General features: G+C 54.8%; 22 protein-coding genes and 2 pseudogenes. 11 read left to right on the top strand and 13 right to left on the bottom strand.

Features of this window, described 5'->3' with window-relative positions; genetic code table 11:
* Positions 1 to 80 precede the first annotated feature (80 nt).
* Positions 81 to 784: pseudogene (locus tag RUA4292_RS23840) on the top strand (transposase); the annotation flags it as partial.
* Here the strand turns inward: RUA4292_RS23840 and RUA4292_RS25610 are convergent.
* The 12 genes and pseudogenes from RUA4292_RS25610 to urtA form a co-directional block, all read right to left on the bottom strand.
* Positions 748 to 1,032: pseudogene (locus RUA4292_RS25610) on the bottom strand (helix-turn-helix domain-containing protein); the annotation flags it as partial. The pseudogenes RUA4292_RS23840 and RUA4292_RS25610 overlap by 37 nt on opposite strands.
* Positions 1,033 to 1,306: 274 nt before the next feature.
* The gene (locus RUA4292_RS03470; RefSeq protein WP_199519984.1) at positions 1,307 to 2,872 is read right to left on the bottom strand and encodes a metal-dependent hydrolase family protein; all 1,566 of its coding nucleotides are present in this window, start codon (positions 2,870 to 2,872) and stop codon (positions 1,307 to 1,309) included.
* 305 nt (positions 2,873 to 3,177) lie between these two features.
* Positions 3,178 to 4,338, bottom strand: a complete 1,161-nt coding sequence (locus RUA4292_RS03475; RefSeq protein ID WP_058276330.1) for an IS30 family transposase — start codon at positions 4,336 to 4,338, stop codon at positions 3,178 to 3,180.
* Between the two features lie 91 nt (positions 4,339 to 4,429).
* Positions 4,430 to 5,161, bottom strand: coding sequence for a proteasome-type protease (locus tag RUA4292_RS03480; protein ID WP_058276331.1), 732 nt, complete (start codon positions 5,159 to 5,161; stop codon positions 4,430 to 4,432).
* 11 nt (positions 5,162 to 5,172) lie between these two features.
* Entirely contained in the window at positions 5,173 to 5,970 is a 798-nt protein-coding gene (locus RUA4292_RS03485; protein ID WP_058276332.1) for a transglutaminase family protein, read from the bottom strand.
* 3 nt (positions 5,971 to 5,973) lie between these two features.
* Positions 5,974 to 6,915, bottom strand: a complete 942-nt coding sequence (locus RUA4292_RS03490; protein WP_058276333.1) for an alpha-E domain-containing protein — start codon at positions 6,913 to 6,915, stop codon at positions 5,974 to 5,976.
* Between the two features lie 2 nt (positions 6,916 to 6,917).
* The gene (locus RUA4292_RS03495) at positions 6,918 to 8,336 is read right to left on the bottom strand and encodes a circularly permuted type 2 ATP-grasp protein (RefSeq protein ID WP_058276334.1); all 1,419 of its coding nucleotides are present in this window, start codon (positions 8,334 to 8,336) and stop codon (positions 6,918 to 6,920) included.
* A gap of 426 nt (positions 8,337 to 8,762) precedes the next feature.
* The gene (gene urtE / locus RUA4292_RS03505; protein ID WP_058276336.1) at positions 8,763 to 9,458 is read right to left on the bottom strand and encodes an urea ABC transporter ATP-binding subunit UrtE; all 696 of its coding nucleotides are present in this window, start codon (positions 9,456 to 9,458) and stop codon (positions 8,763 to 8,765) included.
* Between the two features lie 3 nt (positions 9,459 to 9,461).
* Positions 9,462 to 10,202 (bottom strand): urea ABC transporter ATP-binding protein UrtD, encoded by a 741-nt coding sequence (gene urtD, locus RUA4292_RS03510; protein ID WP_058276337.1) that lies wholly within the window; start codon positions 10,200 to 10,202, stop codon positions 9,462 to 9,464.
* Positions 10,199 to 11,428: an urea ABC transporter permease subunit UrtC gene (gene urtC / locus RUA4292_RS03515; RefSeq protein WP_058276338.1), complete on the bottom strand. Its 1,230-nt coding sequence runs from the start codon at positions 11,426 to 11,428 to the stop codon at positions 10,199 to 10,201. The genes urtD and urtC overlap by 4 nt, the downstream gene beginning before the upstream one ends.
* Before the next feature lie 3 nt (positions 11,429 to 11,431).
* Positions 11,432 to 13,384 (bottom strand): urea ABC transporter permease subunit UrtB, encoded by a 1,953-nt coding sequence (gene urtB / locus RUA4292_RS03520; protein ID WP_058276339.1) that lies wholly within the window; start codon positions 13,382 to 13,384, stop codon positions 11,432 to 11,434.
* A gap of 59 nt (positions 13,385 to 13,443) precedes the next feature.
* Positions 13,444 to 14,724, bottom strand: a complete 1,281-nt coding sequence (gene urtA / locus RUA4292_RS03525; protein WP_058276340.1) for an urea ABC transporter substrate-binding protein — start codon at positions 14,722 to 14,724, stop codon at positions 13,444 to 13,446.
* A gap of 395 nt (positions 14,725 to 15,119) precedes the next feature.
* Between urtA and RUA4292_RS03530 the strand changes: the two genes are divergently transcribed.
* From RUA4292_RS03530 to ureG, 9 genes are all read left to right on the top strand, one after another.
* On the top strand, positions 15,120 to 15,935 hold the full coding sequence (locus tag RUA4292_RS03530) for an urease accessory protein UreD (protein WP_082636979.1): 816 nt from the start codon (positions 15,120 to 15,122) through the stop codon (positions 15,933 to 15,935).
* Position 15,936: 1 nt separating this feature from the next.
* On the top strand, positions 15,937 to 16,239 hold the full coding sequence (locus RUA4292_RS03535; protein ID WP_058276342.1) for an urease subunit gamma: 303 nt from the start codon (positions 15,937 to 15,939) through the stop codon (positions 16,237 to 16,239).
* Between the two features lie 18 nt (positions 16,240 to 16,257).
* Entirely contained in the window at positions 16,258 to 16,419 is a 162-nt protein-coding gene (locus RUA4292_RS24705) for a hypothetical protein (protein ID WP_158506935.1), read from the top strand.
* Entirely contained in the window at positions 16,416 to 16,748 is a 333-nt protein-coding gene (locus RUA4292_RS03540; RefSeq protein WP_058276343.1) for an urease subunit beta, read from the top strand. The genes RUA4292_RS24705 and RUA4292_RS03540 overlap by 4 nt, the downstream gene beginning before the upstream one ends.
* A complete protein-coding gene (gene ureC / locus RUA4292_RS03545) occupies positions 16,723 to 18,483 on the top strand; it encodes an urease subunit alpha (RefSeq protein WP_058276344.1) in 1,761 nt (586 codons plus the stop codon). Before RUA4292_RS03540 ends, ureC begins: the two co-directional genes overlap by 26 nt.
* A 121-nt stretch (positions 18,484 to 18,604) precedes the next feature.
* Complete coding sequence (locus tag RUA4292_RS03550) at positions 18,605 to 18,829, top strand: hypothetical protein (protein WP_058276345.1); 225 nt, start codon at positions 18,605 to 18,607, stop codon at positions 18,827 to 18,829.
* Positions 18,830 to 18,857: 28 nt separating this feature from the next.
* Complete coding sequence (ureE, locus tag RUA4292_RS03555) at positions 18,858 to 19,310, top strand: urease accessory protein UreE (protein ID WP_058276346.1); 453 nt, start codon at positions 18,858 to 18,860, stop codon at positions 19,308 to 19,310.
* Positions 19,282 to 19,947 carry an urease accessory protein UreF gene (locus RUA4292_RS03560; RefSeq protein ID WP_233493329.1) on the top strand — a complete coding sequence of 222 codons (666 nt, stop codon included), beginning with the start codon at positions 19,282 to 19,284 and terminating at the stop codon, positions 19,945 to 19,947. The genes ureE and RUA4292_RS03560 overlap by 29 nt, the downstream gene beginning before the upstream one ends.
* On the top strand, positions 19,944 to 20,573 hold the full coding sequence (gene ureG, locus RUA4292_RS03565) for an urease accessory protein UreG (protein ID WP_058276348.1): 630 nt from the start codon (positions 19,944 to 19,946) through the stop codon (positions 20,571 to 20,573). Before RUA4292_RS03560 ends, ureG begins: the two co-directional genes overlap by 4 nt.
* A gap of 589 nt (positions 20,574 to 21,162) precedes the next feature.
* On the opposite strand, the gene RUA4292_RS03570 is transcribed toward ureG, so the two are convergent.
* Complete coding sequence (locus RUA4292_RS03570; protein WP_058276349.1) at positions 21,163 to 22,074, bottom strand: LysR family transcriptional regulator; 912 nt, start codon at positions 22,072 to 22,074, stop codon at positions 21,163 to 21,165.
* A 107-nt stretch (positions 22,075 to 22,181) separates the two neighbouring features.
* On the opposite strand from RUA4292_RS03570, the gene RUA4292_RS25125 reads away from it, so the two are divergent.
* Entirely contained in the window at positions 22,182 to 22,436 is a 255-nt protein-coding gene (locus RUA4292_RS25125; RefSeq protein WP_233493331.1) for a hypothetical protein, read from the top strand.

The following is a 22,436-nucleotide window of genomic DNA, read 5'->3' on the forward strand; positions in this document are numbered from 1 at the left end:
AACTTAGCGACTTCGTAAAGGAAGTGAGCCTCCCCATTTGAATGGGCCCACCGTTAAGATTAGGAAACGGAGGACCAAGAATGGCAAACAAGCGACCGAAGCCGGAAGAAATTGTCTCGAAGTTGCGGCAGGTTGAAGTTCTGATGGGGCAAGGGATGCCGCGTCTGGATGCGATCAGACAGATCGGCGTTGTGGAGCAAACCTATTACCGCTGGCGCAAGCAATATGGCGGAATGGGTGTAGACCAATTGAAGGAACTTAGGCGGCTTCAGAAGGAAAATGAGCGGCTCAGGCGTGCGGTATCAGACCTGACGCTCGACAAGCTTATCCTGACGGAAGCATCGAAGGGAAACTTCTAAGCCCCTCTCGTCGCCGTGCTTGCGTCGCTCATGTTCGCAGCCAGTTCAAAGTTTCCGAGCGCCGTGCATGCCGCGTACTGGGACAGCACCGATCCACGCAAAGGCGTATTCCACGGGGCCGACCCGATGAAGAACAGCTGGTGGCCGACATGATCGAGCTTGCCAGGCAGTATGGTCGGTATGGGTATCGCCGGGTTGCGGTGTTGCTGAGAGAGGCTGGATGGTCTGTCAGTGATGGGCGCATTGAACGGCTTTGGCGACGAGAGGGGCTGAAGGTGCCTGCAAAACAGCCCAAGAAGGGACGGCTTTGGCTAAACGATGGTTCATGTGTTCGACTCAGGCCGGAACATAGCAATCATGTCTGGAGCTATGACTTCGTGCATTGTCGCACCGATGATGGGGATCGGTTCAAAGCACGGGCAATCGACCGTATCGAGACCCTCGCACGTAAGCCCCTCGATATCTCCTCTCGATCGCAGCGTGTCAGAGCGCGCCGGGATCTGACGCGGGCCGGCGGGCGAATGCCGCCAGTGCGAGCAAGGAGTGGATAGATCGAAGACGACTCGCGATCAAAAAGCCGCCCTATAGAACTCATCGACTCTCCGCGTTGCCATCGATCCCATATCTCTGACTTCTGTTTGTCTGTGAAAAATATGCGACGACGATAGGCCATGGCTTACACTCCATCTTTCCAAAAAGATTAAAGTGTTGCATCGATCAGTTGAAACCGCCGCCCAATCCGGACATAGTCTTGCGGCACTGTTTGCAGACGCAGCTAAAAAGTTGGCATAATAAGTCCGCCGCATCGCAGCCAGGAAAGCGGTCATTCGTTTTCGGTGCAGCAAAATCTGAAGTGCCTATGACCGAGTTGCGGACAAAGCAGCCAGATACAAACAAGGTGAAATTCGTCTGTTTACGTCCGCCGAATAGGAAGATCGGGTCGCGCTCTATTCCATTTCGTTCACGTAAACAGCGCCATTGAGCATAACGAGGTCAATGGTATCGATTGGTTCCCATTCCTCAGGTGCGTCGAACCACTGATCGGTGCCACCGATGACCGTGATGTCCTCAAGCGGGTTTCCATCCACCAGAATAAGATCAGCATAGGCTCCAGCTTCAATCACTCCGAGTTTGCCTGCCTGGTATGGGTTCCTTGGACCGGACATCGCAATCATTTCTCCGGCTGTGGAGGTCAGTTGCTTGAGAACTTCAAAGTTGCTGTCGAATGTTTGCGTCCGCCACCAGATTTCGTAGCGGCGCGCCCGTTCCGCGTCCGCAAACTTGCCAACGTAGTCAGAGGCAAATACCACCTTCACGCCATTCTTAAGAAGGTTGCGCCCGAAATCAGCGTACTGCTTGCCCAGCTCCTCAACCAACGGGATTTTGTCCGCGGGCATAAGGGGGTTGCGAGCAAGGTCAGGAGAGATGCCCCACATCTGCGGAACCATGTATCCGCCTTCCGCCGCTATACGCTGCATAGTCTCTTCGGAGATGAAGAACCCGTGTTCGAATGTTTTCACACCACAATCGAGCAAACGATTAACTGCGCGGTCCGTGAAGGTGTGGGCGGCGACATAGGTTCCCCAGTCTGCGGCAGCGCCGGTAATCGCGCAAATCTCATCTTCGGTAAATTGAGTTGTGTCGATAGGATCGAAGCGCGATGAGCCACCGCCACCGCCCATAATCTTGATCTGTGTCGCTCCGTTGCGCAGGTTCAAACGTGTGGCTTTCAGAGCCTCAGGGACACCATCTACGACGTTTCCAATGCCCATACGCTCGAAGTTCGACAGGTCACCAGCATCATTGATCGAGAAGCCCGCGTCGGCGCGATCACGGAAGTCACCATGACCAGAAGTCTGCGATATGAAAGCACCAGATGGATACAAACGTGGACCAACCACGCGACCGAGATTGATTGCTCTTGCCAAGCCAAACGCAGGACCGCCCATATCCCTAACTGTTGTGAAACCGTCTCTGACAAAACGTTCAGAAACAATGACAGCATTGTAGCTAATGTCTGTGATGTCGAGGTCACGTTCGACCGGACCAAAGTCATCGTTGATCATGACGTGAGCATGACCATCGATCATGCCAGGCATGAGCGTGCGACCACCCCCATCGATAACCACGGCATCCGCTGCATCGATGGTTTCCGCGGAAACTTCACTAATCAGGCTGCCTTCGATGAGCACACTTCCTGCTGTCAGGCCATTATTGACGCCATCGAAGATATTGACGTTCGTAATCAGTGTCTTCTCGGGGCGCTCCGCATCGAAAATCATCGCCGGTAATTCACCGGGCGCATATGCACTGGAAATGTCTGACTGAGCCGCGACCTCAAATGCTGTGACCGAAACACTGGCTGCAAGCGCGACCAGAAAGCCTGATTTTGAAATGGTCATGGTTTTTTCTCCCCCGTCTCTCCTACGAGTAACACGCGCCAGCCCCATCAGAACTTCAACCTGCCGCAACTTCGAGACAATTTCTTCCGGCTTCGGTCGCTTGTTTGCCATTCTTGGTCCTCCGTTTCCTAATCTTAACGGTGGGCCCATTCAAATGGGGAGGCTCAAGGTTAGAGATATCAATCCAGCATTCTGAAACGATAGGTGCTCTGCCTCCAAACCTGATGTCTGGTCAGCGTGAACTCTACGAGGCGAGACGACTACTGGCTTTGGGTATCGCGCAGCTAAGAGAAAAGCGTTCTTAGCGACACTTGTACGGCCTGAAGCAAGAAGACGCATTTCCCGCTTTAGTAAAAATTTTCCGCGAAGCAGTCGTTCAAGCAAGTTGCAGCGAATGTCTACTTCGAGGTGCCGTTTCAACCGATCGCCGCAACACATTCATGGAACGTCTCTGCTGGTGAGAAGTAATGCAACGTTTTTCTTGGCCGCTCGTTGAGTTCACGAGCAACTGCGTCGAGATGTTCCTGGCTGTGCACTGAGAGGTCGGTGCCCTTTGGGAAGTACTGGCGCAGGAGACGGTTGGTATTCTCGTTGGTGCCGCGTTGCCACGGGCTGTGCGGGTCGCAAAAGTAGATGTCGAGATCGGTGGCCAGTGCCAGGTTCTTGTGATCGGCAAGCTCTTTGCCGCGGTCCCAGGTCAGCGTCTGGCGAAGCTCTCTCGGCAGATGTTGGATTTGTGCGGTCAGCGCAGCCACGACAGTCTGCGTTTCTTTCCCGCCCACCTTCACGAGCATGACATAGCGCGTGCGCCGCTCCACCAGCGTCGCGATGAAGCTGTTCTTCGAGCCGGCGATCAGGTCACCTTCCCAGTGGCCGGGAATGGCGCGGTCTTCGACAGCGGCCGGGCGTTCCCGGATCGAGATCGCATCCTTGATTTGACCGAGCCCATCCCGCTTCAGGCTAGCATGGCGAGACCGGCGGATGGCACGTGTCGCGCGCAAATGTGCAAGCAACTCCTTCTTCAGAACGCCACGGGCCTGGATAAACAGGCTTCTGTAGATCGTTTCGTGAGACACACGCTCGCCCTCGTCGTCGGGATGCTCGCGCTTCAGCCAACCCGCGATTTGCTGCGGCGACCACTTGCGTTCGAGCTTCTGAGCTATTGTGTGACAGAGCGCCGGCCTCTCCGCCAGCTTGCAGGGCTTCGGACGCCGTGCACGCTCCCAGGCTGCCTGATCGGACTGGGTGGCCCGGTAATGCTGACGCCCCCCGTTGCGCCGCACCTCCCGGCTGATCGTCGATGGAGATCGGCGCAGCTGACGCGCAATTGTACGAACGGACAACTCGGCTCCAAGCCCGCGTGAGATTTCTTCGCGCTCTGCCGTTGTCAACGCCCACCGTGATCGCCGCCGCTCTGGTGGCCGTATACCACCCGTTCTCGCAAGCAGGGGATAGATCGACGACGAGCCTCGATCAAACAACCGACCGATCGAGCTCATCGACTCCCCGCACTGCCAGCGATCCCAAATCTCTGCCTTCTGTTTCTCCGTAAAATAAATCCGACGACGATAAGCCATACCAACACTCCATCCTTGCTTCCAAAGTGAAGTGTTGCGGCGATCCGTTGAGTCCGCCGGACAAAGCCGGCATTCAACCGTTTAGTTTTCCCTAAGAGCTGTATTCCGGAAGTTTGGACAAGGCAGATTTCAATGCGTCGCCCCACCCTTCGGAAATAATGCGAAAGTACTGGTCGTCGGTTTCGAATCTGGAACGTGTGCCACTTTCGAAGCTGTCTTCATCGTACAGAAGCAGGTCAAGCGGAGCTCCGACAGATAGGTTAGCCTTAATTGTGGAGTCGAAACTTACAAGTAGGAGTTTTACGGTTTCCGGAAAACTCATTTCCGGATCATAGGCGCGTACCAGAATTGGGCGACCGTATTTTGTCTCTCCAATCTGAAAGAACGGGGTGTCGTCGCCAGCCTCGATAAAGTTGCCTTCGGGGTAAATCAGAAACAGGCGTGACGGGCCGCCCCTTATCTGCCCACCCAAAATGAGTGTCGCGTGAAAGGCACTGTCGGCTTGCTGACCGGACCGGGCATGCTCCTCGATGACGTCGTTCAGAGTAGCGGCGACCAATTGCGCAATCTGAAACATTGTCGGCGCTTCCAGTATGGACGGCGAGCGTTCTTCCGGCACTTTTGTCCGCTCTTCCAGAAGGCTTATTGTGGACTGAGTAGTCGCCAGGTTTCCGGCCGCTAGGATGGTTATCGACCGGTCACCTTCGACTGTCCAGTTGAACATTTTGTTGAAGGTCGAAACATTGTCCACGCCCGCATTTGTGCGTGTATCGGACATGAAAACCAGTCCGCGGTTCAGCCGCATGCCCACAGCATAGGTCATCAAATTCTCCGTTACTGCTGTGCGACCTGCAACTGCACTGCCAATTGCTCGCCCGCTGTCCCTATTATGTTCCCTATTACTGGTGCAGATTGGGAATAGTCCAGACCGGTCGCGACACGTACATATCGATCGTCAGGTGAAATCCCGTTTGAAACGTCAAACCCGACCCACCCCAAACCATCCAAATGCACTTCGGCCCAGGCATGGGTCGCGTCCTGTAGTTCCGTTTCGTTCATCATAAGGTAACCGGATACATAGCGTGCCGGCACTCCGATCTGCCGCGCGCAGGTAATGAAAATATGCGCGTGATCCTGACACACGCCACATCCTGCTTTGAGAGCGTCTTCGGCGCTCCAACCCGGGTGCGAACTTCCAACCTCGTACGCGACCTGTGTTCGAATTCTTTCAGACAGGGCATGCATCTGCTCAAGTGGTTCGCCTGTTGGCAACGCGCCTACCACATCGGCGACCCCTTTCCCTGGCATTGTCTTAGGTGTGCTTCTTTTGAATAGCCACAATGGTGTCGACCCTTCGTGACGCCCTAGTACGCCATGTGTGTCTTCCACCTCAACAACGCCCTCGGAGATCAACGAAATGCTTTGGGTATTAGGTTCGAAACTGATCAGTTCCACCGTATTGCGGTGGAAGTCTTCAAATATAAGTTCTTTGCGCCCGCCGGAGATCTCGGTACTCCAACTTAAGATGTTCTGATTGCGAAATGACTTTGGCGTTTTCCTCAGCTGCTGCAGCCCGAATGGAACCGGCGCGTCGAAATCGTATCGTGTCTCGTGTCGAATGTGCAGTTTCATCGGCTACTCATAGAACCGGTAATCAATTTCGATCTGGCGGCTTAAGTTGCCGAGATCGGTCAGAAAATCCTGAATATATTCATGGAGTCCGGATTCAAAAACATCGGAAATTCGCAGATCCAGATATTTCTCGAAAAGGGTATTGGACGCCTCACATGAAGGCCCGGCAAAGCCATAGTCTTTCTTCAAGTAAGACAGGTTCTCCTGAATCTTTCTGCAGCAAAAATGCAGGCTGCGTGGCATGCGTTGATCAAGGATCAAAAACTGCGCAATGTCAGATGGTCTTGTCTTTTGACCATGTGTCATCCGATACCCGCCACCCGCACCAACCGATCGCAGGATGCTCTCCCACTGGATATTGTCCAGCGACGAACCGACCGAGAAGGCGGTGGGCAGAAGGACGTAATACTTCACGTCCAGAATGCGCCCGGTGTTGTCGGCTCGCTCAACAAAAGTGCCAATACGCGTGAAATCAAAAATGTCATTGCGAAGCATAGTGCCCAAAGTGGCACCTCGAACCAAGGCAGCCTGCTGACGAATGAGCTCCAGCGTGCCCGGCAAATCCCGCTCGTTTACCCTTCGTTTCATGCCCTCGTCGATCTGCATCCACGTGGAGTTTACCGCGCTCCAGACATCGTGGGTCAGTGCGGTTCGGACAAGGCGCGCGTTGTCTCTTGCCAGCTTGATGACTGACCTGATTGAGGATGGGTTATCGGCATCACGTAGCATCCAGTCTATTGCGTTGTCCTTTGCAACCTCATCATATTTGGCGAGATATCCGTCCAGAACGCCGGCCGTTTTCAGAACAGAACCCCATTCCTCTGCCGAATTATTGGTCCGGGTCAGCGCCATTCTCTGACCCGTTTCCAGTAGCCTGGCGGCGTTTTCCGCTCGCTCCAAATATCTGGACATCCAGAACAACCCACCAGCAGTTTTCCCCAGCATGGTTAGTCCTCCAGAACCCAAGTGTCTTTGGTTCCGCCGCCCTGGCTTGAGTTCACAACCAACGACCCTTTCTTCAACGCCACCCGCGTCAAACCACCGGGTGTGATATTGATGCCTTCGGGAGACACCAAAACAAATGGCCGCAGATCAACATGTCTAGGGGCGAGACCCGAGCGCGAGAAAATCGGAACCGTTGACAGTGACAATGTCGGCTGAGCGATATAATTCGCGGGCCGTAATTTGAGTTTGGCGCGGAAAGCCGAAATCTCTTTCTTGTTTGCGGTCGGGCCGATCAACATCCCGTAACCGCCGGATCCATGCACTTCTTTGACCACAAGGTCGGACAGGTTATCCAGCACGAAGGACAGAGATTCGGGATCGCTACAACGCCAGGTAGGAACGTTCTGAAGTAGTGGCTTTTCGCCTGTATAGAATTCAACGATTTCAGGCATATAGGAGTAGATTGCCTTGTCATCAGCAATACCCGTTCCCGGCGCGTTAGCGATCGTGATGCCTCCTGCGCGGTAAACGTCCAGAATACCCGGCACGCCCAATGCGCTGTCGGGGTCGAAATTCAGCGGATCCAGAAAGCCGTCATCCACCCTTCGATAAAGTACGTCGATGGGAGTATAGCCTCTGGTGGTGCGCATGCAAACGCGCCCATCGACAACGCGTAGGTCGTGGCCTTCGACCAATTCCACAGCCATCTGATCTGCGAGGAACGCATGTTCGTAATAGGCCGAGTTATAGATGCCTGGGGTTAACAGCGCGACGGTTGGTTCCCCGTCGGCGCAAGCCGGCGCGCAGGCAGCAAGAGATCGTCTCAGATTGCGGGGGTAGTCTGAAACATTACGAACATTAGTCGCGCTGAAGAGCTCGGGGAACATCTTTAGCATGGTTTCCCGGTTCTCCAGCATATAGCTGACCCCGGATGGCGTACGGGCGTTGTCCTCCAGAACGAAAAACTCGTCCGGTCCGGTTCGCACCAGATCGACCCCGACAATGTGCGTATAGACCTGACCAGGCGGTGAGACACCAAGCATCTGCGGCAGGAAGGCCTCGTTTCCGGCAATCATCTCTGCCGGCACACGCCCGGCCCGGACAATTTCCTGACGGTGGTAAATGTCATGTAGAAATGCGTTGATTGCCCGCACCCGTTGTTCGATACCACGTTCCAACCGCTGCCATTCCCGCGCTGAAATAACTCGTGGTACGATATCAAACGGTATCAGACGTTCCTCGGCTTCGGCCTTGCCGTATACATTAAAAGTGATGCCCGTCAGTCTAAAGACTTCTTCGGCTTCGCGCTGTTTCGCCCTCAGTCGTGATGCGTCTTCCGTATTGAACCAGCGCCCGATCTCTTCGTATGGACCTCTAAGTGATCCATCACCGTTGAACATTTCATCAAAAAACTCACTCATGCTCTTAGTTTTACGCATAGATCAGAATTTTCAAGTCATTCAGACTGGTTGGATGCTGTCTTGGGAAGGAGCGTCTAATTTTCAGGCTTATTGACGATTGTGTTGGTCTCAACAACGCGGTGCTATTGGTGTCTTCAGTTGAAGCAACTTCCAAAACCGAGACTGCATAGTTGGTGCGATTTCTCGAGCGCAGGAGTTTGTTTCCACCGTGCCCATCATTGGCATAAGCAATCCAGCGCCCAGCAAATCCGTCTTCTCCATAGGCTGAGCCCACATATTGTTCGCCCGTTTCTGGGCAGACCATGGGTCCAAATAGCGGCATTTGCTAAGAAGGTATTTGGTGGATCAAACCATGTCCCGAGCTTTAGTGCAGAACGTGATTTGGTTTTCATGTATCTATATCGGATTCTACAGTACGGAGCAGCGCTAAACTGTTACGGCCTGCAATACTTGATCACGCGTCAGGTCATCTCGTGAACCTTTGACCAGGATTTCTCCACGTCGCAACACGACAAACCTGTCAGCAAGGTCAAAGGCGAAGTCGAAATACTGCTCGACTAAGACAATTGCCATTCCGCTCGTCTTTCTGAGGTGCCGGATCACCTCTCCAATCTGTTGGATTATGTTCGGCTGAATACCTTCGGTTGGCTCATCCAGCAGCAGCAGGCGCGGTCTTGTGATCAGTGCACGTGCGATGGCCAACTGTTGCTGCTGCCCGCCAGAAAGGTCGCCCCCGCGCCGGTTCTGCATTTTTTTGAGGACCGGGAACATGTCAAAAATATCATCTGGGACAAAGTGTTTGCTGGCAGGAAGACAGGAGAAGCCTGTTTCCAGATTTTCTCGAACGGTGAGCAATGGGAAAATTTCGCGACCTTGGGGGACATATGCCACACCTTTCCAGGCCATCTGATGAGCAGGCAAAATACCCATTTGCTTCCCGTCAAGCTCCAGTTCGCCACCGGAACGGGGATGCGCCCCTGAGATTGCCTTCATCAGACTGGTTTTTCCGACACCGTTGGTCCCCATGACGCACGTTACTTCACCCGGTAAAGCTTCCATGGAAATCCCGTTGAGAATTTGCGAGTGCCCATAGTGCAAAGTCAGATCGGTCAGCTTCAACATTTTCTAGCGCCCCAGATAGACGTCGATGACGTCCTGATTTGATGTCACGTGATCAAGGCTGCCCTCAGCTAACACGGATCCTTCATGCAAAACCGTGACTTTGCAGTTCAGGCGCCTGACAAATTCCATATCATGTTCAACGACCACAACCGCGCGGGTCTTTGCAGCTTGAACTAGCAAGTCTGTGGTATGTTCGCGTTCTTGCGGGGTCATGCCAGCGGCGGGTTCGTCGACCAACAGCAGACGTGGGTCCTGCGCAAGCAGCATGCCAATTTCCAACCATTGCTTTTGCCCGTGGCTCAGTTCACCTGACTTCCGGCTCAGTTCCTGATACAGCCCAATTTCGGTGGCCAGGTCTTCGACCTTCTGCAAATCACTTGTGGACGGACGGTAAAGCAGCACACCAACCCAGCCACGATTTTTCTTTAGCGCCATTAGCAGATTATCGCGCACGGACTGATCCTCAAAAACCGTAGGCTTCTGAAACTTGCGCCCGATTCCCGCCTGCGCGATTTTTGCCTCGGTCATATCCAACAAAGATACGGACTTTTCACCCCATATGACCCGCCCCTCATCTGGTCGGGTTTTGCCGGTGATGATGTCCATAAACGTAGTCTTGCCAGCCCCATTCGGGCCAATCACGGAACGTAGCTCTGCTTCACCAATCTGGAAGGACAGGTTATTGATGGCGCGGAACCCGTCGAAGGTAACCGATACGCCACTTACCTCTAACAAGGTGCTCATAGGCTAGCCTCTTTCTCACGCAAAGCGCCTTCATCGGGTCCCAGATTGGCACCATGCCGATCGGGATGACGCTGATTGGTGTACAAGTCGAACAAACCTCCGATACCTTGCGGAGCAAACAGCGTGACCAGCACAAACGAAACACCCAGCAGCACTTGCCACCAGTCGACCCATTTGATCGTGTAAAAGCCAAGCGGAATATCCGGGGCCTGCCCGCCGGTGAACCAGGTGCTCAGTAGGCTGACAAAAGCCGCGCCGATGACCGCACCATACAGCCGGCCCCGCCCGCCGATAGCGACCCAGACGGCCAGATAGATTGAGGCGATGGGGGCCATCTCTTCGGGGTTGATAATGCCAGCCTGCGGATAATATAGCGCACCCGCGATTGCGGCGATGCAAGCCGTCAGGGTGAAGACAGCCAACTTGTAGGCTTCGACCGAATAGCCGAGGAACCGAACCCGCGCCTCGTTGTCTCGAATGCCGCGCAGGACTGAGCCGAACTTGCCTGACACGATCCATGCCGCAAGCATGTAACCCAGTCCCAACGCCAAAGCCGAAGCCCATAGGAACCAGAGCGAAACAACGTCTTGAGAGACAGTAACACCGGGCAGGTTCTGCAAGCCGGACAAGCCATTGTTGCCGCGCAAACCGCTGTCGTTCTGAAACAGATACAAAGCCAGAGCCAGCGTCATTGCTTGCGTCAGGATCGACAGATAGACGCCGGTCACTCGACTGCGGAAGGCCAGCCAGCCAAAGATCAGTGCCAGCAGGCCAGGCACCACAACGACCAGTATCAACTGCAGCGTCAAGCTGTGCGAAAACGCCCAGATCAGCGGGAATTCGGATGATCCAACTACGCCGAAAATCTGAGTGCCGATGGCGTCCACAACTTCGGCAGGCGTTGGCGGGATGTCGGCTTGTGACAATGACTCGACCACGATCAGCCGAGTGCGTTCGTACATCAGCCACATGCCGATCATATAGCCACCGAGCCCGAAGAAAGCGAAATGGCCTAGTGATAGAATGCCGGTGAAACCCCAAACCAGATCCATCGCGACAGCGATCAAACACAGGCACAGGGTCTTGCCCAGCGTTTTGACGAAACTGGTTGAGATCACACCGATCCCGAACCCTTCGGACAGGACAGTTACACCCAGCGCAAACAGCGACAGGATGGTCAGAAAGACCAGCACAGATGGGTTCTTAGCAACAAAACTACGTTCCATGGCTCAATCCCCCGCCGCGCGACCTTTGAGGGCAATAATGCCTCGTGGTCGGAATTGGATAAAAATGATGATGAAGATGATCATGTAGGTTTGCGCCGCGAGGGTGTTCGACGGGTTCATCCACTCGATCCCCTTTTGCAGGAACCCGATCATCCCCGCGCCTGCGAGCGCGCCCCAGATGTTGCCGACACCACCGACAACTACGGTCATGAAACTTTGCACGATGTAGTCGTTGCCCAGATCCGACGTGACTTTTGCGAACAGGCCAATGGCCACACCCGCAATCCCAGCAATGCCGGAGCCGAGACCGAAGGTCAGCATGTTCACCCGCCCCGGGTTGATACCCATTGATCCGGCCATGCGCGGGTTCTGCGTGACCGCACGCATCTCAAGCCCCAGCCTTGTCCGTTTCATGATGTAAAGGAACAGCCCCAGAAAAATCAGCGCCAGCACGAAGATCGCAATGCGGATATAGCTGATCGAAACCACATCGTTCATCACCCAGGCACCGTCCAGCCAGCCCGGAGCAGTCAGAGGGCGGGCCTGTGTACCAAAGATGTTCTTTGCCAGTTGCTGCAAGGCAATCGAGATACCAAAGGTCGCCAGCAGTGTTTCCAACGGGCGGGCATAAAGCCAACGGATCACCAAGCGCTCCATGGCGACGCCCATGGCAAACGTGACGGCGAAAGCCATTGGGATGGCAACGATGATCGATACCGTATGGTCGGGGACGTACTGCTGAACGACATAGCCCGTATAGGCGCCCATCATGATAAATTCGCCATGGGCCATGTTGATTACACCCATCACTCCGAAAGTGATGGCCAACCCAATTGCGGCTAGGAAATAAATCGAGGCCAGAGAGACCGCGTCCAACGTCAGGTCGAGCGTTTGGTTTAGGCCAACTTTCAGTTCGATCCTCTTTAGCGCCTTTTCGGCAGCGGCGGTTACTTCGATGGACGGCTCGGCATAAGTCTCAAAGAACACATGCGCACCCAGCGCCGTGTCGATATCGGCCTCAGTTACCAGCGCAGGAACAAGTCCGGCTTCAGCCAGAGTGTTGTAGGCTTGCCTGCGCGCAGTATTGTTGTTCAGTTGCGCGACCGGGATACCCCCTACGCGACCACCGTCGATGTTCGCAGCCAAAGCCAGGCGGATGTCGTCAGGCAACACATGGGGCGCAGCCAAGTCACTCGCGACCAACAGGTGGTAAGCGTCATCCCGCGACAAGGCCTCTGAACCGGGTTCCAGAATGATGGCGACGTTAACATCCGATGGCAGGTCCGCAGCGGTCTTCCGTGAGGTAGCCACTAGCGGGTTCAGCGCCGCGCGGACGTCAACACCCAGATCGTTCGACATCTCTTCAATTGCAGCCACGCGGGCCGCAATGTCTTCGTCGTATCCTATAGTCAGCAGCCGTTCGAGCCGTTGCTTCTGGGCCTTCAATTCCACATCTGGCTCATCCTCGATCGAGGCACGAAGAGGTTCGAGTAGTGCGCCCTCGGGATCACGTTGAATGGACTTTAGTGCGGCTAGGCGCTTCTTTCGATCCGGGTCGGTCAACTGAAACTGCACCAGAGCTGTCCCGATCATAGCGCGGACACCGCTGTTGGGTTTCAATTGCTTCAAGTCTGATTTCTCAAACGTGCCGACCACTTCACCCGTGTCGAAATCGGTCAGTTGGTACAACCGCCCGTCGGCCTTTGTTCCGGCAAAGAACAGACCGTCAGACTTGCGCATCCACATGTCTTTGGCGACCCATGTCTCAAGCATCACCTGCGCTTGCGGCAGCCCACTGGCGGCAAGCGCATCAATCGCCGGTTTGATCGTCTTGCGCGAACTTTTGACAATGATCTCCTGATGATCCTGCAAGATCGGCTGCAGGCCACCCTCTTGCGCGTTGGCGTTCAGGCAGGCGAAGAGAATTGCCAGGCCCGCAAGGAATAGTCTTAACATGTGGTGAAACCCGCGTGTCTTTGGGCAAGGCGGGCGATCACACCCGCCTTGCGTACGATTTAGTAGTTCGACAAAGTCTGAACGCAGCTCTCGGTCTCGGTGTTGTACATACCGCAGCCGAGATCTTTCCAATCCGATTTCAGCACTGCCGATTCAGGCAGGAAGTCGGTCCATGCATCGCCCGGCACAACGTCCGTTTCGCTGATGATGTCGAACTGGCCGTCTTCCTGAATCTCACCAATCAGAACCGGCTTAGCCAGATGGTGGTTCGGCAACATCACAGCAGTACCTCCGGTCAGGTTCGGGAATTCCTGCCCGTACATGGCGGTGCGCACAGCGTCTACTTCGGTCGAGCCGGCTTCGGTCGCGGCATTCACCCACATGTTGAAGCCGATGAAATGCGCCTCCATAGGATCGTTGGTCACCCGTTCGTCACCCATGGTGGCTTTCCAGGTTTCGACAAATTCGGCATTTACATCAGTATCCGCCGACTGGAAATAGTTCCAAGCCGCTAAGTGACCGACGAGGTTCGCAGTATCGAGACCGGACAGTTCTTCCTCACCAACCGAAAAGGCCACGACAGGAATGTCATCTGCCGAAACACCAGCTGCGGCCAGCTCTTTATAGAAACCAATGTTGGCGTCTCCGTTGATGGTCGAGATCACACCAACCTTTTTACCATCTTCGCCTAGTGCAACGACGTCAGATACGATCTTGGACCAGTCAGAATGGCCAAAGGGGGTGTAGTTGACGAAGATATCCGCGTCCGCGATACCCTTTTGCTTAAGGTAGCTTTCCAAAATATTGTTGGTGGTCCTGGGATAGACATAGTCCGTGCCAAGCAGAGCGAATTTCTCGACCCCCAGTTCCTCCAGGAAATAATCGGTCGCAGGGATCGCCTGCTGGTTCGGGGCCGCACCGGTGTAAAAGACATTTTTTGAGCTTTCTTCGCCCTCATACTGAACCGGATAGAACAGCAGTCCGTTCAGCTCTTCGATCACCGGCAGTACTGATTTGCGGCTGACCGAAGTCCAGTTGCCAAAGATCACATCCACCTCGTGGACGGTTAGCAGCTCACGCGCTTTTTCCGCGAACAGCGGCCAATCCGATGCGGGATCCACAACAACGGCCTCAAGCTGCTTGCCCAAAAGACCACCTTTAGCGTTTTGCTGGTCGATCAGCATCAGCATGGTGTCTTTCAGAGTAGTCTCCGAGATTGCCATCGTACCCGACAGCGAATGCAGCACTCCGACCTTGATCGTGTCTTCGGCAGATAAGGCAGCGGTGGCTATGGCAGCAAAGACAACCGATCCGGCGAGCGTGGATTTGAGCGATTTCATGTAATCCTCCTGGCGGGGCCGGGAGAGAGGGCTTGCGCAAAGGCACACTCTTCTTCTACCTGATCCCCGCAACTGTTGTTGCGTTCCGTGTGGCGGTTGTGTTCGAGGTCCAATTCGCGCAACCGTCACACACCCCCGGGTCATTTCCGCGGTGGCACCCATACGGTTTCTGCATTGCAGCAAGGTTGGCAACTTACCTTTAGCCCAATTTGGGAAATCGGCGAGAAGCGCATATTTTTTCATCTAAGTCGGAGGTTGCTGTCTAAAATTTAGACACACGATGTGGAAATAAGCAGATTCCGACACTGCAGATTAGTGTTCCGACACTTCAATAGAGAAACAGGTGGCACCGAACGACGCGTTAAAGGTGCCCTATTACACAAGTTGCAGCCATATTGCCCACGCACAGCGCGGTACCGCCACGTGCTGCAGGCACTGTCAGCTTAAGCACCAAGCAATTGGGCAACAGAACTGTGCTGGACAGATTTCGCCAGTCTGGGTCCTTTAAATGCCTGTTCCCCAGAACGATCACACCTGATCTTGATGCGGTTCTTCTGAACACGGCCGGCGGCGTGACCGGAGGCGATTCATTCCGGTTTTCTTGCAAGGTAACAAAATGCACGGCGCTGACTTTGACGACACAAGCCTGCGAGCGCGCCTACAAAGCCCAGCCCAAAGAATGGGGTCAGATTACAAACCATTTGACGGTTGAGGATGGCGCCCGGCTGAACTGGCTGCCGCAGGAGACCATCCTGTACAACGGCAGTGCTTTGGACCGACGCCTCAGGATCGACATGGGGCTTGATACTGAAATGCTGATGGTCGAGCCGCTGGTCTTTGGGCGCGTTGCCATGGGCGAGACGCTGACCGGCATCCGCTTGCGCGATAGAATCGAGATTCGGCGCGAGGACACACCAGTGTTTCTCGAGGCGATCAGGTTCTCTGGTGATTGGCATACGCATTTGTCCAAGCCGCATATTGCGAACGGTGCAGGGGCGATGGCGCTAATCGTCTTAGCGTCGAGTTCCGCCGAAGGTCATCTGAAACCTGTCCGGGAAATGCTACCGGACACCGCCGGTGCAACCCTGATCCGGAAAGACCTATTGGTCATTCGCATTCTGGCGGACAACAGCTTTGCTCTGCGGCGAACGCTGATACCAGTTCTACGCCGACTGAACAAAGACACTTTACCCCGATGCTGGATGCTCTGACATGAACCTGACCCCTCGAGAAAAAGACAAACTGCTGGTCGCCATGGCCGCCGAGGTCGCTCGAAAACGGCTGACCCGCGGCGTCAAGCTGAACCACCCCGAGGCCATTGCGTTGATAACCGACGCCGTGGTCGAAGGCGCGCGCGATGGCCGTTCGGTCGCGGACATGATGCAAGCCGGGGCTGAAGTGATCTCCCGTGACCAATGCATGGAAGGCGTGCCCGAGATGATCCACGAGGTACAGGTCGAAGCCACTTTCCCGGATGGCACAAAACTTGTGACTGTCCACAACCCCATTCGCTAATTTCCAAAGGAGTCACCCATGAACCGTATGCTGTTTCCCGCTCTCATTCTGGCTGGTCCGGCCATGGCCCATTCGGATACCCAAGTTCACGCTCATGGCAGTGATTACGCCGCGCTCGCAGTTGGGTTGGCCTTGATTGCGGTCATCGCCATTACCGTGATTTTGAAGCTGCCGAAATGATCCCGGGGGAGATCATTCCGGCCGAAGGGTCACTGACGCTGAACGCAGGACGCAGCAGCCGTCTTGTTATTGTCGCCAATACCGGCGACCGACCAATACAGGTCGGCAGCCACTACCATTTTTCCGAAGCAAACCCGGCTCTGGATTTTGATCGGTATGCAGCTTTGGGTATGCGGCTGGACATCCCGGCGGGCACTGCGGTGCGATTTGAGCCAGGGCAAACTCGCGAAGTTATGCTGGTGCCATTTGAGGGGCGCCGGCACATCTACGGTTTCAATATGCATATCATGGGGGCTTTGAAAGATGCCGGGCAAGATCAGTCGGAGTGACTATGCCTCCATGTTCGGCCCCACGGTCGGCGACAAAGTACGATTGGCAGATACCGATCTGATCATCGAAGTAGAAAAAGACCTGATCGTGGAGCGCGCAACGACTGCGCGTTTCAGCGAGACCGGCCACCGCGAAGATGTCTATGGTGAAGAGGTTAAATTCGGTGGTGGCAAAGTCATTCGCGATGGGATGGGGCAGTCACAGGCCACACGAGCCGAGGGGGCCGTGGACACGGTGATCACCAATGCTCTGATCGTGGATCACTCGGGTATCTACAAGGCGGATGTCGGCCTAAAGGACGGGCGCATCGCCAAGATCGGCAAAGCCGGAAATCCGGATACGCAGCCCGGTGTAGACATCATCATCGGCCCCGGCACCGAGGCCATCGCTGGCGAGGGTCGCATCCTGACGGCTGGCGGGTTCGACAGCCATATTCACTTCATCTGCCCTCAACAGATAGAGGACGCGCTGCATTCTGGCCTGACGACCATGCTCGGTGGCGGCACTGGCCCGGCACATGGCACTCTGGCGACCACATGCACACCGGGCCCATGGCATATCGGCCGGATGTTGCAGGCGGCAGATGCTTTTCCCATGAATCTTGCTTTTGCGGGCAAGGGAAATGCTTCGCTTCCCGCTGCTTTGGAGGAACAGGTCAGAGCCGGAGCTTGTGCCTTGAAACTGCACGAGGACTGGGGCACGACCCCGGCAGCCATCGACTGCTGCCTTTCGGTCGCTGATGCGATGGACGTTCAGGTGATGATCCACACCGACACGCTCAACGAATCCGGATTTGTTGAAAATACAGTTGCCGCGATAAAGGGCCGTACTATCCACGCTTTCCATACCGAAGGCGCGGGCGGCGGCCACGCCCCCGACATCATCAAAATCTGCGGTGAGGGCCATGTCCTACCCTCCTCTACCAACCCGACGAGGCCCTTTACAGTGAACACGGTAGAGGAACATCTCGACATGCTGATGGTCTGCCATCATCTGGACAAATCCATCCCCGAGGACGTGGCCTTTGCTGAAAGCCGCATCCGGCGTGAAACCATCGCGGCTGAAGATATCCTGCACGACATGGGCGCGTTCAGCATCATCGCGTCCGACAGTCAGGCTATGGGCCGCGTGGGCGAGGTGTTGATCCGTACGTGGCAAACGGCTGACAAGATGAAGAAACAGCGAGGCCGCCTGCCGGAGGAATCCGGTGACAACGACAACCTGCGCGTTCGCCGTTACATCGCCAAGTACACGATCAACCCTGCCGTTGCTCATGGCCTCAGCCACGAGATTGGCAGTATCGAGGAAGGAAAACGCGCTGACCTGGTCCTATGGGACCCTGCCTTTTTTGGAGTGAAGCCTGAGATGGTTTTGCTGGGCGGCACCATCGTTTGTGCACAGATGGGTGATCCGAATGCTTCGATTCCCACCCCGCAGCCAGTTTATAGTCGGCCAATGTTCGGTGCCTATGGTCGATCCGTTGAAAACTCGGCCATCACCTTTGTGTCGCAAGCCGCGCTGGCGGACGGGATCGGTGATATACTTGGATTGGCAAAGCAGACCGTCGCTGTCCAAAACACGCGAGAGATTGGCAAACGGGATCTTCTGCTCAACAACGCGACACCTCATGTCGAAGTTGATCCAGAAACCTACGAAGTCCGGGCAGATGGCGAGTTGCTGACCTGCCAACCCGCCGAAGTGCTGCCAATGGCACAGCGATACTTTATGTTCTGACTAAAAATTATGCTGCATTGCACCGCGCGCAACCCAGAAATGACCAAACACCCACTTCAAAGTGAGGCCGATATGACAGATATTAATGCCCAAGGGAGGACCAACGTTTACGAGGGTCCAAATGGCACACTCAGCAACACAATCTCACGCACGCTTTTCGCTGCCCGGTCTGATCGCGTCCATCGCAGCATCAGTCTCCGGGGCTCTGATCAGTGTGGCCGAAGCTCAATCACGCGTTCGGCAAGTCGAATTCCTGCAATCGCTCAGCGACGAAGAGTTGAAAAAACGCGGCCTATCACGCGAACGGATCGTGCACCGGGTGTTTGCGGATTCAATCTGGCTCTGACCATTTCTGCTCCAGAGGAGGCGACGGTATGACCGCCCTGCTCTGCACCGCACGCCGTTACTCGGATCACATGCACGGCGACTCTGCAGATTGCCTGTCGCTGACTTATGACGATCGTTTTTTGCGTCGCAAGGTTCTGACCTGTGAAAGTGGCGAGCAAATTCTCGTCGATCTGTCGCAAACGACCTCGTTGAACCACGGTGGCACGTTGGTTCTGGATGACGGTCGCGAAGTGGAAATACAGGCTGCACCCGAAGCGCTGCTAGAGGTTTCCGCTCCGGACCTGACACGCGTTGCGTGGCATATCGGCAATCGCCACACGCCGTGCCAGATCGAAAAGGATCGTCTGCTGATCCAGGTCGATCATGTGATCCGAGACATGCTTTTGAAAATCGGAGCCACAGTGCGCGAGGTGCACGAACCGTTCAACCCCGAAGGCGGAGCCTATGGCCATGGCAGGACACATGGCCACGCCCACTGACGCCGATATCCTGACGCTGACCCAATGGTTGTCTCCGGCATACCCTGTGGGGGGCTTTTCTTATTCACATGGGTTGGAAGCTGCAATTGACGAAGGAGCGGTCGCCAGTTCCCAAGACGCCGAAGCCTGGATTTCAGATGCGCTGGAACACGGATCTGGATGGAATGACGCTCTGTTCGTGGTGTCCGCATACGACGCGCGGGACAAAGATGAACTTTTCAGCATCGATGCCAAGGCACGGGCTATCTGCGCGTCATCCGAAAGGAAAATGGAAACCGAACTGCTGGGACAGGCGTTCGGGACTGTCACAGGAGATGTCTGGGATTTAGATATCCAACAGCTTTCCTACCCAGTGTCGGTGGGCCACGCCGCGCGTCTGCAAAACCTCCCCCTACTACTGACGACGAAGATGTATTTACAAGCATTCGCAAGCAACTTGGTCGCTTGCGCAACGCGTCTTGCGCCGCTGGGGCAAACCGACGCTCAGAAACTGATCCGTAATTTGACACCGCAATGTGCTCATATCGCCGAAAAGGCGCAATTGGCAGGTTTAGAAGAACTAAGTTCGACTGCGTTCCTGACGGACATCGCGTCGATGAGACACGAAACACAGTATTCAAGGATATTCCGAACATGAGCAGTATGAACGGCCCTCTTCGCGTTGGCATCGGTGGTCCGGTTGGAGCCGGAAAGACCACATTGACCGCTGCTTTGTCTGAAGCCCTGCGCGATGCTTGTTCAGTGGGCGTCATCACCAATGACATTTATACGCAGGAGGATGCCGAAGCGCTGGTGCGCATGCAGGTCCTTCCCCAAGATCGGATTATCGGCGTCGAAACGGGCGGTTGCCCACATACAGCAATCCGCGAGGATGCATCGATAAACCTTGCCGCTGTCGCTGAAATGCAGGAACGCCATCCAGATCTTGATATCGTTCTGATCGAAAGCGGTGGCGACAACCTGTCGGCTACTTTCAGCCCGGAACTCGCAGACCTTACAATCTATGTGATCGACGTCGCCGCTGGAGAGGAAATCCCGCGAAAAGGCGGACCGGCAATAACAAAATCCGACATCCTGGTCATAAACAAAACCGATCTGGCGCCACATGTTGGCGCTTCACTGGAGGTCATGGAAAGAGATGCAGCCAGGATGCGCAAAGGACGGCCTTTCTTGTTCTCGTCCCTTCGTTACAAAAAGGGGATTAGCGCAATTGTTGACCTCCTGGTGAAGCAAGGGGGGTTAATGATTTCAGAAGTGACTTAGCTTCCAGAACGGAGATGCCAAATTGTCGGCACCTTATCCCGATTGGAGAGGCCGAAGTACAATCTTTCATTTCAAACTTAGTCTGGGTGTTAGGTTTTGTCTTCACTCATCGGCTGTCCGTATACGAAATGCTCTAGCCAAGCTAAACAACTATCCGTAACCATACTATTCTTCGGGGCTGGTTTATTACGCGCTACATGGGTTTCGCCATCGGATATTTCTGCCTGATGCGCGAAAGTTCGGCATCGCTGCTGCGCTGCGTCTTGGCAGTTCGTACTTTTGCAGAAATTTCTTCATTGAGGGCACGCAGGTCGCGAAATTACGACGTCTGTTGTGGGCTCGGAGCAAACCCCCGCTGGATTCTGATGGTCGCCCGTTAGGTCACAGCAAACTGCCGTTCCAGACCGGAATCTCGAAAGATCGCTTCTCAACGACCGCTTTCACCGGCTCCGGACTTTCGAATAGTGCATTCGAACCGCAGACATTCGGACAAACCAGACGTTTGCGATTGGACAAGGCATGTCCGCTCAGCGCCTGTCTCCGGCCTTGGCGTCAGAATGCCTGAAAGCGCGCTTGACCAGTTTTGCGCTCATGTTTCCCAACGAGGCTTTGTGCCAATCTCTGCGACCAGAAAGTCCATGAACATCCGCACTTTTGGGGACAGCACGTTGGACTTGGGATAGATCAGCCACAAGACATTGTCTTCGCTGGCCTCAAAGTTTGGAAGAACCCGTATCAAACGACCTGACTTCAGTTGGTCATGCACGCTCCATACAGCGTTCAAGGAAATACCGGCTCCGGCTAATGTGGCGTGAACCTGGCATTGACCGTCATCGATAATCAATTGACCTTTGGCTGATGCGGGATCGAAAATGGCGTTCTCGCCTGCCGGTCCTGTCAGTGGTCGCGGTTGTCGGTTTTGGAAAGCGATCAGATGGTGGTTTGTCAAATCGGCTGGTGTATCGAGAACGCCGTGCGTGTCCAGATAGTGCGGTGCAGCGCAAAGAATGCGTCGGTCATCGGCAAGCTTGCGCCCCTTAAGGCTAGTGTCGACAAGCGGCGCGTTCCTGAGTGCTAGATCATAGCTTCCTTCGATCAGGTCGAACTGCAAATCTGACAGGCGCAAATCGAGCGTGAGATCGGGGTGTTGTTCAAGGAACTTAGGCAGGATTGGCGTGATGTAAAGCTGTGCAAAACTGCTTGGCGCAGCAAAACGCAATGTACCCTTGATCGTTGTCGTTTGCCTGCCCAATGCAGCAAGAGCCGCCTCTTCCTGCGCAATGATCTCACGGGCGAAGGGCAGGAAATCCGCTCCTTCCAACGACAGCGAAACCTTGCGCGTCGTGCGGTGCAAAAGCTCGAAACCGAGGTTCTGCTCCAGCTTGGCTAGCCTTGCGCTGGAGACCGCTGGGGCCATGCCCAGGTCACGCCCCGCCGCGCTGATGTTCAGCATTTCTGCTGCCCTAATGAACAATCGAAGCGCGTCTGTGTCTAAACCCATTATATTCATTTTCCGAATTATCAATACATTATTTGGCAGTTTATCTTCTATTTGATCCACGTTAAATCCCTTTCACAGATACGGCAGAGCTTAGGCAGGAGGCGCAAATGACACGGACAGCTTTAGTCAATTACCATGTTCACAAATCCTACCGGCAAGCCTTTGAACTTGATGCTGGCGGAGTCGCAGGCAATCTGATTTCCCCTGAACTGGCCGCGACATCCGTTGTGCTTTCAGACAATCGCACAACGACCTCGCCAGTTTCATTTGCGAGTGACGCCGTTGAAATCGTGTCACTTGAAACGCAGGTCCGAGACTTTGCGGGCGACAGCTGGGAACCGGTTTACGATACGGAAATCTAA

This window comes from Ruegeria atlantica (assembly GCF_001458195.1).
In the GTDB taxonomy this organism is placed as follows: Bacteria; Pseudomonadota; Alphaproteobacteria; order Rhodobacterales; family Rhodobacteraceae; genus Ruegeria; species Ruegeria atlantica.

Excerpts from the sequence above, each read along its gene's own strand:
- RUA4292_RS03470 (WP_199519984.1), bottom strand. The coding sequence starts at position 2,872 with ATGGCAAACAAGCGACCGAAGCCGGAAGAAATTGTCTCGAAGTTGCGG.
- RUA4292_RS03475 (WP_058276330.1), bottom strand. The coding sequence starts at position 4,338 with ATGGCTTATCGTCGTCGGATTTATTTTACGGAGAAACAGAAGGCAGAG.
- RUA4292_RS03480 (WP_058276331.1), bottom strand. The coding sequence starts at position 5,161 with ATGACCTATGCTGTGGGCATGCGGCTGAACCGCGGACTGGTTTTCATG.
- RUA4292_RS03485 (WP_058276332.1), bottom strand. The coding sequence starts at position 5,970 with ATGAAACTGCACATTCGACACGAGACACGATACGATTTCGACGCGCCG.
- RUA4292_RS03490 (WP_058276333.1), bottom strand. The coding sequence starts at position 6,915 with ATGCTGGGGAAAACTGCTGGTGGGTTGTTCTGGATGTCCAGATATTTG.
- RUA4292_RS03495 (WP_058276334.1), bottom strand. The coding sequence starts at position 8,336 with ATGAGTGAGTTTTTTGATGAAATGTTCAACGGTGATGGATCACTTAGA.
- urtE (WP_058276336.1), bottom strand. The coding sequence starts at position 9,458 with ATGTTGAAGCTGACCGATCTGACTTTGCACTATGGGCACTCGCAAATT.
- urtD (WP_058276337.1), bottom strand. The coding sequence starts at position 10,202 with ATGAGCACCTTGTTAGAGGTAAGTGGCGTATCGGTTACCTTCGACGGG.
- urtC (WP_058276338.1), bottom strand. The coding sequence starts at position 11,428 with ATGGAACGTAGTTTTGTTGCTAAGAACCCATCTGTGCTGGTCTTTCTG.
- urtB (WP_058276339.1), bottom strand. The coding sequence starts at position 13,384 with ATGTTAAGACTATTCCTTGCGGGCCTGGCAATTCTCTTCGCCTGCCTG.
- urtA (WP_058276340.1), bottom strand. The coding sequence starts at position 14,724 with ATGAAATCGCTCAAATCCACGCTCGCCGGATCGGTTGTCTTTGCTGCC.
- RUA4292_RS03535 (WP_058276342.1), top strand. The coding sequence starts at position 15,937 with ATGAACCTGACCCCTCGAGAAAAAGACAAACTGCTGGTCGCCATGGCC.
- RUA4292_RS24705 (WP_158506935.1), top strand. The coding sequence starts at position 16,258 with ATGAACCGTATGCTGTTTCCCGCTCTCATTCTGGCTGGTCCGGCCATG.
- RUA4292_RS03540 (WP_058276343.1), top strand. The coding sequence starts at position 16,416 with ATGATCCCGGGGGAGATCATTCCGGCCGAAGGGTCACTGACGCTGAAC.
- ureC (WP_058276344.1), top strand. The coding sequence starts at position 16,723 with ATGCCGGGCAAGATCAGTCGGAGTGACTATGCCTCCATGTTCGGCCCC.
- RUA4292_RS03550 (WP_058276345.1), top strand. The coding sequence starts at position 18,605 with ATGGCACACTCAGCAACACAATCTCACGCACGCTTTTCGCTGCCCGGT.
- ureE (WP_058276346.1), top strand. The coding sequence starts at position 18,858 with ATGACCGCCCTGCTCTGCACCGCACGCCGTTACTCGGATCACATGCAC.
- RUA4292_RS03560 (WP_233493329.1), top strand. The coding sequence starts at position 19,282 with ATGGCAGGACACATGGCCACGCCCACTGACGCCGATATCCTGACGCTG.
- ureG (WP_058276348.1), top strand. The coding sequence starts at position 19,944 with ATGAGCAGTATGAACGGCCCTCTTCGCGTTGGCATCGGTGGTCCGGTT.
- RUA4292_RS03570 (WP_058276349.1), bottom strand. The coding sequence starts at position 22,074 with ATGGGTTTAGACACAGACGCGCTTCGATTGTTCATTAGGGCAGCAGAA.
- RUA4292_RS25125 (WP_233493331.1), top strand. The coding sequence starts at position 22,182 with ATGACACGGACAGCTTTAGTCAATTACCATGTTCACAAATCCTACCGG.